The 13,625-nt window shown below is 65.0% G+C and carries 16 protein-coding genes; 9 read left to right on the top strand and 7 right to left on the bottom strand.

The annotated features are described in order from the left end of the window. Positions 1 to 239: 239 nt before the first annotated feature. The gene (locus QCE69_RS14045) at positions 240 to 1,478 is read left to right on the top strand and encodes an MFS transporter (protein ID WP_309931207.1); all 1,239 of its coding nucleotides are present in this window, start codon (positions 240 to 242) and stop codon (positions 1,476 to 1,478) included. Positions 1,479 to 1,814: 336 nt separating this feature from the next. Here QCE69_RS14045 and QCE69_RS14040 read toward each other — a convergent pair whose 3' ends face one another. Beyond that, positions 1,815 to 2,513 carry a FadR/GntR family transcriptional regulator gene (locus QCE69_RS14040; protein ID WP_309931205.1) on the bottom strand — a complete coding sequence of 233 codons (699 nt, stop codon included), beginning with the start codon at positions 2,511 to 2,513 and terminating at the stop codon, positions 1,815 to 1,817. A 375-nt stretch (positions 2,514 to 2,888) separates the two neighbouring features. Between QCE69_RS14040 and garL the strand changes: the two genes are divergently transcribed. The 4 genes from garL (at position 2,889) to gudD (ending at position 7,633) form a co-directional block, all read left to right on the top strand. Then, positions 2,889 to 3,674 (top strand): 2-dehydro-3-deoxyglucarate aldolase, encoded by a 786-nt coding sequence (gene garL / locus QCE69_RS14035; protein WP_309918978.1) that lies wholly within the window; start codon positions 2,889 to 2,891, stop codon positions 3,672 to 3,674. 48 nt (positions 3,675 to 3,722) lie between these two features. Further along, the gene (locus tag QCE69_RS14030; protein WP_309919864.1) at positions 3,723 to 4,637 is read left to right on the top strand and encodes a 2-hydroxy-3-oxopropionate reductase; all 915 of its coding nucleotides are present in this window, start codon (positions 3,723 to 3,725) and stop codon (positions 4,635 to 4,637) included. A gap of 355 nt (positions 4,638 to 4,992) precedes the next feature. Further along, positions 4,993 to 6,237, top strand: coding sequence for an MFS transporter (locus tag QCE69_RS14025; RefSeq protein WP_309919861.1), 1,245 nt, complete (start codon positions 4,993 to 4,995; stop codon positions 6,235 to 6,237). A 46-nt stretch (positions 6,238 to 6,283) separates the two neighbouring features. Then, on the top strand, positions 6,284 to 7,633 hold the full coding sequence (gene gudD, locus QCE69_RS14020; RefSeq protein WP_309918975.1) for a glucarate dehydratase: 1,350 nt from the start codon (positions 6,284 to 6,286) through the stop codon (positions 7,631 to 7,633). Positions 7,634 to 7,635: 2 nt separating this feature from the next. Here gudD and QCE69_RS14015 read toward each other — a convergent pair whose 3' ends face one another. From QCE69_RS14015 to QCE69_RS14005, 3 genes are all read right to left on the bottom strand, one after another. After that, positions 7,636 to 8,463 carry a DUF72 domain-containing protein gene (locus QCE69_RS14015; protein ID WP_309931202.1) on the bottom strand — a complete coding sequence of 276 codons (828 nt, stop codon included), beginning with the start codon at positions 8,461 to 8,463 and terminating at the stop codon, positions 7,636 to 7,638. 18 nt (positions 8,464 to 8,481) lie between these two features. Next, complete coding sequence (locus QCE69_RS14010; RefSeq protein ID WP_309918968.1) at positions 8,482 to 8,748, bottom strand: cupin domain-containing protein; 267 nt, start codon at positions 8,746 to 8,748, stop codon at positions 8,482 to 8,484. 101 nt (positions 8,749 to 8,849) lie between these two features. Further along, positions 8,850 to 9,152, bottom strand: coding sequence for a hypothetical protein (locus QCE69_RS14005; RefSeq protein ID WP_309931200.1), 303 nt, complete (start codon positions 9,150 to 9,152; stop codon positions 8,850 to 8,852). A 478-nt stretch (positions 9,153 to 9,630) separates the two neighbouring features. Between QCE69_RS14005 and arsC the strand changes: the two genes are divergently transcribed. Together arsC and QCE69_RS13995 are read left to right on the top strand one after the other, a co-directional pair. Beyond that, the gene (gene arsC / locus QCE69_RS14000) at positions 9,631 to 10,053 is read left to right on the top strand and encodes an arsenate reductase (glutaredoxin) (RefSeq protein WP_309918963.1); all 423 of its coding nucleotides are present in this window, start codon (positions 9,631 to 9,633) and stop codon (positions 10,051 to 10,053) included. Between the two features lie 146 nt (positions 10,054 to 10,199). Continuing rightward, the gene (locus QCE69_RS13995) at positions 10,200 to 10,478 is read left to right on the top strand and encodes a hypothetical protein (protein ID WP_309810525.1); all 279 of its coding nucleotides are present in this window, start codon (positions 10,200 to 10,202) and stop codon (positions 10,476 to 10,478) included. Between the two features lie 45 nt (positions 10,479 to 10,523). Here the strand turns inward: QCE69_RS13995 and QCE69_RS13990 are convergent, their stop codons facing one another. Beyond that, on the bottom strand, positions 10,524 to 11,018 hold the full coding sequence (locus QCE69_RS13990) for an MgtC/SapB family protein (RefSeq protein ID WP_309918961.1): 495 nt from the start codon (positions 11,016 to 11,018) through the stop codon (positions 10,524 to 10,526). Positions 11,019 to 11,190: 172 nt separating this feature from the next. Here QCE69_RS13990 and QCE69_RS13985 point away from each other — a divergent pair, with 172 nt between their 5' ends. Then, a complete protein-coding gene (locus QCE69_RS13985; RefSeq protein WP_404984773.1) occupies positions 11,191 to 11,565 on the top strand; it encodes a RidA family protein in 375 nt (124 codons plus the stop codon). On the opposite strand, the gene QCE69_RS13980 is transcribed toward QCE69_RS13985, so the two are convergent. Further along, complete coding sequence (locus tag QCE69_RS13980) at positions 11,562 to 12,170, bottom strand: alpha-ketoglutarate-dependent dioxygenase AlkB (RefSeq protein WP_309931198.1); 609 nt, start codon at positions 12,168 to 12,170, stop codon at positions 11,562 to 11,564. The two genes, QCE69_RS13985 and QCE69_RS13980, sit on opposite strands and share 4 nt — an antisense overlap. 180 nt (positions 12,171 to 12,350) lie before the next feature. On the opposite strand from QCE69_RS13980, the gene QCE69_RS13975 reads away from it, so the two are divergent. Beyond that, complete coding sequence (locus tag QCE69_RS13975; protein ID WP_309918952.1) at positions 12,351 to 12,752, top strand: response regulator; 402 nt, start codon at positions 12,351 to 12,353, stop codon at positions 12,750 to 12,752. 21 nt (positions 12,753 to 12,773) lie between these two features. Here QCE69_RS13975 and QCE69_RS13970 read toward each other — a convergent pair whose 3' ends face one another. Continuing rightward, complete coding sequence (locus QCE69_RS13970; RefSeq protein ID WP_309810512.1) at positions 12,774 to 13,580, bottom strand: endonuclease/exonuclease/phosphatase family protein; 807 nt, start codon at positions 13,578 to 13,580, stop codon at positions 12,774 to 12,776. Positions 13,581 to 13,625: the final 45 nt, after the last annotated feature.

The raw sequence follows: 13,625 nt of genomic DNA, 5'->3' as shown, positions 1-13,625 counted from the left end.
CCCCCCCCCCCCCCCCCGGCCGCCCGCCGCCCCCCCCCCCCCCCGGCCCCCCCCCCCCCCCCCCCCCCCCCCCCCCCCCCCCCCCCCCCCCCCCCCCCCCCCCCACGCCCGCATTCTGTTTTCTTCCCTTCGCGCCGGCATTGTTCAGCCGCGCCGGTATCTCTGTTCAAGCTTCGATGCTTTTTCCCGCGCCGTACCGCGCCTAAAGTGTCCGACTTCAATCTGGCATTGGTGTCCTCATGCAAATCGAACCACCCGCTGTTTCAAACTCTTCCGAAGGAGGCTCGACGACGCTGCGTCAATGGCTCGCCGTGCTGGCCGTCGCGGTCAGCGCGTTCGCCTTCGTCACCGGCGAATTTCTGCCGGTGGGCCTGCTGCCGCAGATCGCACAGGATCTCGGCGTGTCGCCCGGCGTCGCGGGCCTGATGATCACGACACCCGGCGTAATGGCCGCGATCTTCGCGCCGACGCTCATCGTCAGCGCCGGCCGCATGGACCGCCGCTACGTGTTCCTGCTGCTCACCGCGGTGCTGCTGCTGTCCAACATCGTGTGCGCGATGGCCACGAACTTCGCGCTGATGCTCGCCGGGCGCGCGCTGCTTGGCGCCGCGCTGGGCGGCTTCTGGACACTCGCGACGGCGGCCGCGCCACGACTCGTGCAAGGCCGGGACGCAGCCAGGGCCACGGCCATCATCCTGACCGGCGTGACCTGCGCGACGGTCATCGGCGTGCCGCTCGGAACCTTCATCGCGTCGTTTGCCTCGTGGCGCATGTCGTTCGCAGCCACCGCCGGCCTGGTCGCGGTGGCGCTGCTCGCGCAGGCGCTGCTGGTGCCTGCGCTGCCGTCGGCATCGGCGCTGCGCGTCGCCGACTTCAGGACGCTGCTCTCACGCCCGCATACGCGTCTGAGCATGCTGATGGTCGCGCTCGTATTCGGCGCGCACTTCTCGACCTATACCTACATCGCACCGCTGCTCGAACAGGACTTCTCGCTCAGCGCGATCACGCTGCTGCTGTTCGGCTTCGGGCTGATCGGCTTCTTCTCCAATGCGCTAATGTCGATGGCGGTCTCGAATCACCTCAAGAAGTCGGTCGCCGTGATGGTCCTGCTGCTGCTTGGCGCCATGTCGTCGATGCTGCTGCTCGAACACTCGCTCATCGGCGAGACGGCGGGGATGCTTTTGTGGGGCGTCGCCTTCGGCGCGCTGCCGTTGTGTTTCAGCGTCTGGATCCAGCGCGGCACCGCGGACCTGCCCGAAGCCGGCTCGGCGATGTTCGTGAGCATCATTCAGGTGGCTATCGCCGCGGGCTCGGCGGTGGGCGGCGCGCTCGTCGATCGCGCCGGCGTGCAGGCCGACTTCACGCTGGGACTCGGGCTTGCCGTGCTGGGCCTCGTCATCCTGCAACGGCTCGCCTCGCTCGAGCGGCCCGCAAAAGCGGCGTCGTTCAAACAGACCTGCGACGCATCCGTCGACTGATCGACGACGGCATAGATGGCTTTATCGGGCATCTGGCGCCGCCGGGCGCCGGATGCCGCACCTGTGGACAAACTTGTTGAAACGTCATGGCACTGACTGTTTGCGGATTCTGAACAACTCGGCGTAAACGCGGGCGAGCCGAAAGTTGTTCCGGGTTCACGCCGCAACCGGCCGCGATATACCGAAGTTGTTTACTTGCTAAGTCACTGACGCGAAACGGCCGGCGAGAGTTGTCCACGGAAATGCGCGGGGCTTGTTAACTACTACCACGTATACATACACGTTCTTCTGTTTACTTAGAGAAGCAGAGGGCGCTGCTCAAAACAGGCGCGGCCTTCACGCCGCACCATGCACCTGTCTCAGGCGTTCACGGCTGTTGCTCAGATGCATGCGCATCGCGGCGCGCGCATCCTCGGCGTCTTGTCGCACGATCGCCTGGTAGATCGCCTTGTGCTCGGCAAGCACATGACGCAAATGTTCGATCTGATCCAGTTCCGCAATCTCCGCCTTTCCCAGACGCGTGCGCGGACTCACGCCGCGTCCCATCTGGCTCAGCACGTCGTGGAAGTAGCGGTTGCCGCTCGCCCGTGCAATCTGCAAGTGAAACTCGACGTCGTGCTGAAGGACATCGGTGCTGCCGCTCGCCAGTTGCGCCTCGAATTGCCCGAGCGCGGCTGAAATCTGCTTCAGATGAGTTTCGGTGCGCCGGCCTGCGGCGAGCGCTGCCGCCGCGCCTTCCAGATCGATGCGGAATTCGATGATCGCCATGATGTCGAGCAGGCTCGACAGGTCCGCGTCCTTCAGGCGCATCGCCTCGCGTTCCTCAGGTGCTCGGATGAAGGTGCCGATGCCATGGCGCGTCTCGACGACATTCGCCGCCTGCAAGCGCGACACCGCTTCCCGAACGACCGAGCGGCTCACCGACAGCTGTTTCATCAGCGCGACTTCAGTGGGAATCTTGTCGCCAGGGCGCAGGACGCCGCGCTCGATATCCTCGAACAGGGTGGAGACGACTTTATCGGTGAGACTGGGCATGGCGATTCGCGGTTGGAAACAGGGAGTGGATGCGTGGTCGGACATCCGCAAGCGGCTGGCGGCAAGACGACGCTCATCGACGACGAGCCGCACGGGAGCAGGCATCCAGAGATGTCCGACAACGCATCATCCCGCGTGACAGCAGGTTGGTCAAACCAGCGGCGGCAGACTGCCTTGAGCTTGCATGTTATTAGACATCGTACAATTGAAAGATCACATGGTTACGCCATTAAGCCTTATGGAAATAGGTGGTTAGGGTTTACATGCCTGTCACAGGGGCAAGCTTAAACGGTACTCTGTGTTAAGACGTCTGATGACATTGCCATTCAGACGTACCGGTTTCCTATCGTGTCGCTGCCGTCACAGGAGGCATCAATGTCGTCATCCTCGCCCTACCAGGCCCTGCCCAACGCCTTCCGGACTTCCGTGCGCGAGCGCAAGCGGCTGATCGGCTGCTGGATGTCGCTGGCCAGTCCCATTGCCACGGAACTCATCGGCGTGGTGGGCTTCGACTGGATGCTGCTCGACGCCGAACACACCCCCAACGACCCGCTCACGCTGATCCCGCAGCTCATGGCGCTGAAGGACAGCATCAGTGCGCCCGTGGTGCGGCCGCAGGCCAACGATGCCATCGCCATCAAGAAGCTGCTGGACATCGGCGTGGTCAATTTCCTGATCCCCTTCGTCGACAGCGCCGCCGACGCGCAGCGCGCCGTGGCCGCAACGCGTTATCCTCCGCAAGGGGTGCGCGGCGTATCGGTCGGGCATCGGGGCAACCGCTACGGCACGGTGCCGGACTACTTCGAGCAGGCGAACGACAACATGTGCGTCGCGGTGCAGATCGAGAGCCGCACGGCGGTGGCGGCAATCGACGAGATCGCCGCGGTCGAGGGCGTGGATGCGCTGTTCGTCGGCCCGTCGGATCTCGCGGCGTCCTACGGTCATCTCGGCAACCCGAATCATCCCGACGTGCAGGCGGCCATCGCACACGTATTCGAACGCGCGCGCGCCGCGGGCAAGCCGAGCGGCATCCTGACGCCCGTCCGCGAAGAGGCCGAGCGCTACCTCGCGATGGGCAGCACGCTCGTCGCCGTGTGCGCCGATCTGGGTCTGCTCAGGAACGCCGCGCAGGGCGTGCGCAAACACTTCATTCCCGAATGAGCTGAGTTAGCCGAGTGAGCAGCAGGTTCGGCGAACCGGCATCGAAGCATCGACATCAAGGAGCGATACATGCAAAAGGCAGGCTTTATCGGACTGGGCATCATGGGCAATCCCATGGCGGCCAACCTTCTCAAGAACGGCGTGGCGCTCGCGGCCTACACGCGCAGCGGCGTGCCCGCCGACCTGACCCAGGCGGGCGCCAGCGCGTGCGATTCGCCCGCCGCAGTGGCCGCGCAGGCCGATGTCATCTTCATCATGGTGCCGGATACGCCTGACGTCGAAAAAGTGCTGTTCGGCGAGAACGGCGTCGCAGGGAAACTGAAGGCCGGGCAGATCGTCGTCGACATGAGCTCGATCTCGCCCATCGCCACGCGCGAATTCGCGGCGAAGGTGCGCGAGAAGGGCGCCGATTATCTCGATGCGCCCGTCTCCGGCGGCGAAGTCGGCGCCAAGGCGGCGTCGCTGACGATCATGGTCGGCGGCGCGCAGGGCACGTTCGACAAGGTCAAGCCGCTGTTCGACATGATGGGCAAGAACGTCTCGCTGATCGGCGAGGTCGGTGCCGGGCAGGTCTGCAAGGTCGCGAACCAGGTGATCGTCGCGGCGACCATCGAGGCGGTGGGCGAGGCGCTGCTGCTGGCGTCGAAGGCCGGCGTCGATGCCGAGAAGGTCCGCACCGCGCTGATGGGCGGCTTCGCGTCGTCGCGCATTCTCGAAGTCCACGGCGAACGCATGACCAAGCGCACGTTCAATCCGGGCTTCCGGATCGAACTGCATCAGAAGGATTTGAACCTGGCGCTTTCCACTGCGCAGTCGCTCGGCGTCGCGCTGCCGAACACGTCGACGTGCCTGCAGCTGTTCAACGCGTGCGCGGCGCATGGCGGCAAGGCATGGGATCACTCGGGCATGGTGCGCGCGCTGGAAATCATGGCAAATCATGAGATCGGGCAGGGCGAGAAGTAAGCGTCGTCTCTTCCTTCGCATCATCGACACTGCCGGCCTTGGGCCGGCAGTGTCGTTTCTGACGGCTCCCTTGACGCGGTGATTAAGTCATCGGACGTCTTAGCTTGCGCAACCAATTCTACTGATAACGGGCACGCAAGAAGGCTTAAAACCGTTATAAAACAGAATGTTATGGGGTGTCGGGTAAACGCGCGCTAGCGTCACGGGGGCGCCGATCATAAAATGTCATCAGACAACGTACCACGTGGTGCGATCAGGAGACATTCCGTTGAACACCGACTTCGCCAGTCCCGACGCGGCCCTCGAATCGGCCAGTTCCAAGGTCAAGCGCCACGTTCTGCCCCTGTTCCTCATCATGTTCATCGCGAACTACATCGACCGCGTGAACGTCGGCTTCGTCAGTTCGCACCTGCAGACCGACCTGGGCATCGGCGCGGCCGCCTACGGCCTCGGCAGCGGCCTGTTCTTCGTCGGCTATGCGCTGTTCGAGGTGCCGTCCAACGTCCTGATGCAGAAGTACGGCGCGCGCGCGTGGCTCACCCGCATCATGGGCACGTGGGGAATCGTCGCGGGCGCGATGGCCTTCGTCTGGAACGACACCTCGTTCTACGTGCTGCGCTTCCTGCTGGGCATCGCGGAAGCCGGCTTCTTCCCGGGCGTCGTGTACTACTTCACGCAGTGGCTGCCGCAGAAGGAACGCGGCAAGGCCATCGCCATCTTCCTGGGCGGCTCGGCATTCGCTTCGATCCTGTCGGGACCGGTGACGGGCGGACTGCTGTCGATTCGCGGTCTCGGCCTGCACGGCTGGCAGTGGATGTTCCTGATCGAAGGCGCGTTCTCCATCTTCCTGTGCGGCGTGAGCTGGATGCTGCTGAAATCGCGCATCAGCGACGCGCACTGGCTCAGCGCCGACGAGCAGCGCGCGCTGCAACGGACCCTCACCGCCGAGCAGGCCGCGCGTGAGGCCGTGACCGGCGCGCACGTGCCCGCCATCAAGCTGCTGAAGGATCCGCAGATCCTGCTGTTCTGCATCCTCTACTTCGCGATCCAGCTGACGATCTACGCCGCGACCTTCTGGCTGCCGACGATCATCCGCAAGATGGGCGGCCTGAGCGACTTCCAGGTGGGACTGTTCAACGCGATTCCGTGGCTCATCGCGATGATCGCGATGTACTGCTTCGCGCTGCTGTCCGCGCGCTGGCGCTTCCAGCAGGCGTGGCTCGCGACAGCGCTCGTGATCGCGGCCTGCGGCCTGTTCGCGTCGACGACCGGCAACGCGGTGCTGTCGTTCGTCGCCATCTGTTTCTCGGCGATTGGCTTCAAGGCCGCTTCGTCGCTGTTCTGGCCGATCCCGCAGGGCTACCTCGATGCGCGCGTTGCGGCGGGCGTGATCGCGCTGATCAATTCGGTCGGCAATCTCGGCGGTTTCTTCGCGCCGGCGACCTTCGGTTATCTCCAGCAACACACGGGCTCGGTATCGGGCGGTCTGTATGCGCTCGGCGTCGCGTCGCTGATCGCGGCCGCGGCGGCCTTCTTCACCCGCAACCGCCGCGCGGATCATCCGCCCGGCGCACATGCAACGCAGCGCGCCGCGCACTGAATCTACCCGCCGAACGCGCAACCCTTCTTTTCTCAGGATCACGATCATGTCCACTCAAGCAGTCAAGCCCAACGCCACACCGACCGTCACCGAATTGCGCGTCATCCCGGTCGCGGGCCGCGACAGCATGCTCATGAATCTCTCGGGCGCGCACGGCCCGTTCTTCACGCGCAATCTTGTGATCCTGAAGGACAGCGCGGGCAATACGGGCGTCGGCGAAGTGCCGGGCGGCGAGAACATCCGCAAGACCATCGACGATGCGCGCGCGCACGTGGTCGGGCAGTCGATCGGCAACATGCAGGCGGTGCTGAACGCGGTGCGCACGGCGTTCGCGGATCGCGACGCGGGCGGACGCGGCCTGCAAACCTTCGACCTGCGCACGACGATTCACGCAGTCACCGCGCTCGAGGCCGCGCTGCTCGACCTGCTCGGCAAGCATCTCGGCGTGCCGGTGGCCGCGCTGCTCGGCGAGGGCCAGCAACGCGACGAAGTGGAAATGCTCGGCTATCTGTTCTATATCGGCGATCGCAACAAGACGGATCTGCCGTATGCATCGGGCGCGGATGGTCAGGACGACTGGGAGCGCTTGCGTACCGAAGTGGCGTTGACGCCGGAGGCGGTCGTGCGACTTGCCGAAGCGGCCCAGGCACGCTACGGCTTCAACGATTTCAAGCTGAAGGGCGGCGTGCTGGCCGGCGATGCGGAAATCGAAGCGGTGACGGCGCTGGCCGAACGCTTCCCGGAAGCACGCGTGACGCTCGATCCCAACGGCGCGTGGTCACTGGCGGAAGCCATCCGGTTGTGCCGCGACCAGCATGACGTGCTTGCCTATGCCGAAGACCCGTGCGGTGCGGAAAATGGCTACTCAGGCCGCGAGGTCATGGCGGAGTTCCGCCGCGCGACCGGCCTGCCGACGGCCACCAACATGATCGCCACCGACTGGCGCCAGATGGGCCACGCGATCCAGCTTCAATCCGTGGACATTCCGCTGGCCGATCCGCACTTCTGGACGATGCAGGGTTCGGTGCGCGTCGCGCAGATGTGCAACGACTGGGGCCTGACGTGGGGTTCGCATTCGAACAATCACTTCGACGTGTCGCTCGCGATGTTCACGCACGTCGCCGCAGCGGCGCCGGGCAAGATCACGGCCATCGACACGCACTGGATCTGGCAGGACGGCCAGCGCCTGACGCGCGATCCGCTGCAGATCGTCGGCGGCAAGGTGAAGGTGCCGCAGGCGCCGGGGCTGGGCGTCGAACTGGACATGGACGAAGTCGAGAAGGCCCACGCGCTGTACCGGGAGCACGGCCTCGGCGCACGCGACGACGGCGTCGCGATGCAGTATCTGATCCCGAACTGGACCTTCGACAACAAGAAGCCGTCGCTCGTGCGCTGAGCCTATTTGTTCAGGCGTTCGAGCAGCGCCATGGCGGCCGCCGGGTTGTGCACCTTGTGGCCGCTGATGACGTAGAGAAACACGTCGCGCGCGGCGGCCTTGGGCGGCGGCTTGCCGAAGGTCTGCAAGTCGTCCGGGGCCGCGCCCGCCGCCCACGACTGCGCACGCGCGGTCCAGCGGTCGAGCGCTGCTTTCGCGTAGCCTTTCGCCTGCTTCTCCGTGGTGCCCATGATGCGTGCATAGACGAAAGGCGCCGTGACGTCCGCGATCTGCGGATACTTCGAATCGCCGGCCACCACTACAGCAACGCGATACTTGCGCGCCAGCGCGACGAAGGCCGGATCGCAGAAGCTCTCGTGCCGGACTTCGACCGCATGTCGGATCGTGCGTCCGTCCAGCTTCGCGGGCAGCAGTTCGAGAAAGCGCTCGAAATCTTCAGGGTCGAATTGCTTGGTCGCCGCGAATTGCCAGTTGATCGGGCCCAGCTTGTCGCCCAGTTCGAGCACGCCGCTGCCGAAGAATCGCTCGATGGTGTCGCCGGCTTCGGCCAGAACGCGTCGATTGGTCGCGTAGCGGGGCGCTTTCAGCGAAAAGACGAAATCGTCGGGTGTCTCGTCACGCCACTTGATGAAACTCGCGGGCTTTTGCGAGCCATAGAACGTGCCGTTCACCTCGATGCTGGTCAGCGCACGGCTTGCATATTCGAGTTCGCGTTTCTGCACGAGATCGGCGGGATAAAACGTGCCGCGCCATGGCTCGAATGTCCATCCGCCGATGCCGACGCGTATGCGCCCGCCTTTAGATTTCGAGGTCTGCTTGCGTGTCGCCATCGATATGTTCCGCTCCGCTTACCTGCGTCCGACCAGATAGCTGACGCCCTCGGGCCCGTATGTCTCCGAATGCTCAGTGTGTGCCGCGAGATGGAAGATGTCGCCCGCGCGATAGGTGTGGGCGTCGTCGCCGATGCGGATCGTGACCTCGCCCGACAGAATCAGGGCGCGTGCCTCGAATGGATGCGTGTGCAGAGCCAGTGCGCCGTCCGGATCGCGCGTGACCGTGACGACTTCGTCATAGCCGGCGCTCGAGAGTTGCGCGAGAAATTCTTCGCGGTGCATGTGGGCGACCCTTGGAAGAGTAAGGGACACGCCCGGCCGCTCAGGCCGGGCGCGTGTTCATGCACCTGATGCTAACGCAGTTGCCGGACGTTCGTGCCGGCTCAGTTTCCAAAGAAGATATTGCACTGCGGTCCGCGTGTGCAGGGCTTCGATGCAGAGCTGTCCATCGTGCCCATCGTCGTCGCGCCGGCTGCGCCACGTGTCATCGGCGCGCCGCCATACGACATGTCGTCGGACTGACCTTGCATGGCGCTCTGCTGAGGCGCATTCGGATCGCTCCAGGTATCGGCGGTGGCCTGACCCGGCACTTGAGCCGTACGGTAATAGGACTGCTGGGCAGACGCCAGGCCCGCAGTGGCGAATAACGAGACGGCCAGCGCCGCCATGGCAATACGTGATTTCATGTCGACTCCTTGAGGAAAAGGCGCGCTCGCTTGTCGCCGGCCTGTCGCCTGTCGGCGGGATGCAGGCTGGCTGCTCGGCGCTGTTCACTGTTGCGGTTCGATGCTCCGCACAGAACGTGCCACGTGTCCTGATCTGCCATGCTTCGCCCGTGCTGCTGAAGGCCCCGGCGCCGGTTCTGGTCGGGCTGCGCGTGGCGCCGCGATGATGTCTGGCGCGGTTCGAATGCGATCCACCTCGCGCGCGGCATCTCGCGGGTGCGATGCAGACGGAGCGCCGATGCTCGCCGGTCAAGGCGGCGTGCTTCGTCGTTGCACAATTTGTTATAGGCCGCGCAACGGCGAATGAACAGGACAATTGATCATGCCGCAGGAAGGGAGTCGGGGGCCTGTCGCTGACGTGGCGCGCATGTCATCCGCGCGCGAGGGCTCTAGAATGCGAGGCGTCACCCCTTCTCACGAACGCAAGGATTTCTCGATCATGACCGTCACCATCTATCACAACCCGAAGTGCGGCACGTCGCGCAACACGCTGGCGTTGATCCGCAACGCGGGCATCGAACCGACCGTGATCGAGTATCTGACCCATCCGCCCGCGCGCGAGACGCTGGTCGCGTTGATCGCGCGTGCGGGCTTGTCGGTGCGCGAGGCGCTGCGCGAAAAAGGCACGCCGTACGCGGAGCTCGGTCTCGACGATGCCAGTCTCACCGACGACCAGCTCATCGACGCGATGCTCGCTCATCCGATCCTCATCAACCGTCCTTTCGTCGATGCCCCCAAAGGCGCGCGGCTCTGCCGTCCGTCCGAGCTCGTGCTCGATATCCTGCCCGAGCCGCAGAAGGGGCCGTTCACGAAAGAGGACGGCGAAGTCGTCATCGATGCGTCCGGCAAGCGCGTGCGCTAGGTCACGCTGAAACCCATCGCGTCACCTGACCAGCGGTTGACCGTTACCTGACGTTACCTTTCTGGCAGACCCGTAGCACTTGTATCGCGAAGCGCTTCTTAGACTGCTCCTGACTCACCCGGCACGAGGTGCAAGGAGAACGCGATATGAAAAAGAAACTTCTGGGTACGGCAATCGGACTGGCGGGGCTTGCGGCGCTCGCGATGTCGGCGGCGGCGAATGCGCATGTGGATGTAGCGGTTGGCGTCGGCGTGCCCGTGTACGCGCAGCCCGCCGAACCGGTGGGCTACTACGGTTATGGTCCCGGCTATCGGGAGCACGAGCGCTGGCGCGAACGCGAATGGCGTCGTCACGAATGGCGCGAACGTCACTGGCGTCATGAGATGCGCCGTGAAGATCGCTGGCACGAACGTCACGGCTGGTAAGCGGCAAGGCCTGCGACGGGTCAGGAAAGACCTGCCGCGCGCGGCTCAGATTTCCCCGACGTCGTCGTAGTTTTTGCGTTCGTGTTCCGGCTTGTTCATCCAGCGCCGCAACAGACGCTTCTCGACGACGCGTCCCGACACCATCAGCAGGATCATCAGCAGCATCGCGAGAAACGCGACGCTCCACACGCCGAGTCCGCACACGATGCCGACCGCCGCGGTCACCCAAATCGATGCCGCCGTCGTGAGGCCGCGCACGCGGTTCTCGCGCGGATTCTGCAGGATCACGCCGGCGCCGAGAAAGCCGACGCCCGTCACGATGCCCTGCACCGCGCGGGAGACGTCGGCGTCGTCGGAGAGCGTCATGGAAAAGCCCTGTGCGCACATGGTCGCGAGGCACGCGCCGAGCGACACGAGCCCGAGCGTCTTCATGCCGGTCGGCTTGCCGTGCAGATCGCGGTCGATGCCGATGATGCAGCCGATCAACATCGCGGTCAGCATGCGCATCAGCGCGTCGGCGAGGATGGGATAAGGAAGCATGGAGCGTTCGATGGAGGCACGGGGTTCCGGTCATCTTCGCATCAAAGCTGACGCGGCGGTAAGGCAGGAGCGTTCATGCCCAATTTTGGCGCGCTAAGGTTCGAGGCTCCGCCACCCGACGCAACCCAACAGACGTTCAGGAGAAGAAGTGACGCAACTGCCCAGGTTCACGATGGTCGATGCCGCGCCGACGCCGGTCGGTCCTTTCTCGCATGCCGCGGAGGCGGATGGCTGGGTGTTCCTGACCGGCCAGATGCCGACCGACCCCGACGACGACGCCGCGCCGCTGCCCGAAGGCGTCGCAGCCCAGACGCGGCGCGTGATGGACAACCTGATTCTCGTGCTCGGCGGCCTTGGCCTGACGCTCGACAACGTTGTGAGCGTGCGCATCTTCCTGACCGAGTTCAAGCGCGACTACGACGCGATGAACGCCGTGTACCGCGCCTACTTCCTGCCGAAGCCGCTGCCGGCGCGTACTTGCATCGGCGTGACGGGGCTTGCGCGGGACGCGCTCGTGGAGATCGATTTCGTCGCGAAGCGGCCCTAAGCGCGGCTGGGTTTGCGCTTCGACGCATCGACCCAGCGGAAGGTGAGATTGATGCGCTCGCCGCGCGCGCCCGGTTCCTTCGGCACGCGATGCACCCATTCGAGCTGGGTGCGTCCGCGCATCACCAGCAGGCTGCCGTGCGACAGCACGAGCGCATGCGTGGCATGGGTGCGCGCGTGACGGAATTCGAAGGTGCGTGTCGCGCCCAGGCTCACCGACGCGATCACCGGTTCAGGACCGAGTTCGCGTTCCTTGTCGGCGTGCCAGCCCATGCTGTCCAGCCCGTCGCGATAACGGTTCAGCAGCACGCTGTTGAAGCGCGCGCCGCAGGCCTCTTCGGCGCGCTCGCGCAACTGCGTGACAGCCGGCGTCCATGGTTGCGGCACGTTGCGGATGCCCGAGTACACATACACCGCATCGGGCTCGCCTTGCCACGCGGTCAGGCGCGGCAGCGGCACGCGCCCGCCGGGCGTGGTCATCGTGTCCTGTTGCCAGCGGACTTCGTCGAGCAGGGCGCCCATCAGGTCGGAGGCGGCGTCGGCCTCGATCCAGTCCGGATGCCACACGATATCGGGCTTGGGGATGTCGTCGAAGAGATCGAACATGACAGGATGCGCAAGAACGGCGGCTCGTGAAGCAGTCACGATAGCAGAGCCCGCGCACGCCGGATTGCTCCGCCATTCTGTGGCGCGAAAGCGCTGTGCTACAGTCCCCGCACTATCTCAATATAGTTGCGCGAGCGCCGGAGCACGGGCCTCGCGCGACGACGAATCACGGGAATTCGCATGAACACCATCGCCGAAGCGGACGGCGGCGCGATGCAAGGCCGCCGCATCCTGCTCGTCGACGACAGCCTCGACGCGGCGCTCGCGCTCTCGATGCTGCTCGAAGCACTCGGACACGAAGTGCGCACCGAGCACGACGGCCCGCGCGCGCTTGCCGCCATCGACGACTTCACGCCGGATGTGGTCGTGCTCGATATCGGCTTGCCTGGCATGAGCGGACTCGAGGTGGCGCGGGAGATGAGGAAGCGCGATGTGACCAAGCACGTGCTGATGCTCGCCTTGACGGGCTGGGGTGGCGAGGCCGACCGTCAGGAAGCGCTGGCCGCCGGCTTCGATCATCATCTGACCAAGCCTGTCGGCATTGCGGAGATCGAAGCCGCGCTCGCCGGCAAGCGGAAGTAACCTCGGATCGAGGCGCCGCGCTCAGTCCACGCGCAGCCGCGCCATGTAGGGCAGGTGATCGGAGAGCCACGCGGTATCCTGCGTCGGCACGAGCCATTCGACTGGTTTCAGTCCGCGCACGAACATCTTGTCGAGCGCGAGCGCCGGCGAGAACGCCGGAAACGTACGGCCCGATTCCCCCAGCATGTTCGCCACTTCCTGCATGCCCAGTTCGGCGAACAGCGGCGTGGAGTCGTTGCGCCAGTCATTGAAGTCGCCCGCCAGCACGAGCGGTCCTTCGGGCGCTTCCTTCGCGATCCAGTGCGCGATCCAGTTCATCTGCCGCAAGCGCGCCTGTCTTGTCAGCGCGAGATGCGCGCACAGCAGCGTGATGGCGCGGCCGGCGAAGGTCGCGCGCGCGACCAGCAAACCGCGCCGTTCGAAGCGATGCGCGGAGATATCCCAGCGCCCCGACAGATCGAGCGGATGCGGCGACAGGATCGCATTGCCGTGCCGCCACGACGGCTTGAACACGTTCGGCCCCAGAGCGATCTGCAACTCGAGCGCGGTGGCGATTTCGGTGGCCTGGCAATGCCAGACATCGTCGAGCGGCGCGTTCAGCGGATTGCCGAAGCCGGTGGCGAGCATCGGCTGCGGCATGCGCCGCGCCATCGCTTCCTGGAGAAAATAGACGTCTGCGTTGGTGGTCTGCACCCACCGCTGCATCGCGTTCCACGCGCGCAAGCCGAGCGGCGAGCGGCCCTTGTGGAGGTTCCAGCTGACCGCCGTGAAATCCGGAGTGGCCGGATCAGCGGACGGGCCGGGCGGAAGATGTTCTGGGTTTCGCATGCGTTCTGTATCTTGTGCGGCGCGCCGGAAGCCATGTCGCCGCGG

The organism is Caballeronia sp. LZ032, assembly GCF_031451315.1.
GTDB lineage: Bacteria > Pseudomonadota > Gammaproteobacteria > Burkholderiales > Burkholderiaceae > Caballeronia.
This window is presented reverse-complemented; position numbering and strand designations above follow the sequence as displayed.

What these genes read in the sequence shown, in the direction of transcription:
- QCE69_RS14010 (WP_309918968.1), bottom strand. Translation starts at nt 8,748, where the DNA reads ATGCACCGCGAAGAATTTCTCGCGCAACTCTCGAGCGCCGGCTATGAC.
- QCE69_RS13970 (WP_309810512.1), bottom strand. Translation starts at nt 13,580, where the DNA reads ATGCGAAACCCAGAACATCTTCCGCCCGGCCCGTCCGCTGATCCGGCC.
- garL (WP_309918978.1), top strand. Translation starts at nt 2,889, where the DNA reads ATGTCGTCATCCTCGCCCTACCAGGCCCTGCCCAACGCCTTCCGGACT.
- QCE69_RS14040 (WP_309931205.1), bottom strand. Translation starts at nt 2,513, where the DNA reads ATGCCCAGTCTCACCGATAAAGTCGTCTCCACCCTGTTCGAGGATATC.
- QCE69_RS14025 (WP_309919861.1), top strand. Translation starts at nt 4,993, where the DNA reads ATGTTCATCGCGAACTACATCGACCGCGTGAACGTCGGCTTCGTCAGT.
- QCE69_RS13990 (WP_309918961.1), bottom strand. Translation starts at nt 11,018, where the DNA reads ATGCTTCCTTATCCCATCCTCGCCGACGCGCTGATGCGCATGCTGACC.
- QCE69_RS13975 (WP_309918952.1), top strand. Translation starts at nt 12,351, where the DNA reads ATGAACACCATCGCCGAAGCGGACGGCGGCGCGATGCAAGGCCGCCGC.
- QCE69_RS14005 (WP_309931200.1), bottom strand. Translation starts at nt 9,152, where the DNA reads ATGAAATCACGTATTGCCATGGCGGCGCTGGCCGTCTCGTTATTCGCC.
- QCE69_RS14015 (WP_309931202.1), bottom strand. Translation starts at nt 8,463, where the DNA reads ATGGCGACACGCAAGCAGACCTCGAAATCTAAAGGCGGGCGCATACGC.
- QCE69_RS13995 (WP_309810525.1), top strand. Translation starts at nt 10,200, where the DNA reads ATGAAAAAGAAACTTCTGGGTACGGCAATCGGACTGGCGGGGCTTGCG.
- QCE69_RS14045 (WP_309931207.1), top strand. Translation starts at nt 240, where the DNA reads ATGCAAATCGAACCACCCGCTGTTTCAAACTCTTCCGAAGGAGGCTCG.
- QCE69_RS13980 (WP_309931198.1), bottom strand. Translation starts at nt 12,170, where the DNA reads ATGTTCGATCTCTTCGACGACATCCCCAAGCCCGATATCGTGTGGCAT.
- gudD (WP_309918975.1), top strand. Translation starts at nt 6,284, where the DNA reads ATGTCCACTCAAGCAGTCAAGCCCAACGCCACACCGACCGTCACCGAA.
- QCE69_RS13985 (WP_404984773.1), top strand. Translation starts at nt 11,191, where the DNA reads ATGGTCGATGCCGCGCCGACGCCGGTCGGTCCTTTCTCGCATGCCGCG.
- arsC (WP_309918963.1), top strand. Translation starts at nt 9,631, where the DNA reads ATGACCGTCACCATCTATCACAACCCGAAGTGCGGCACGTCGCGCAAC.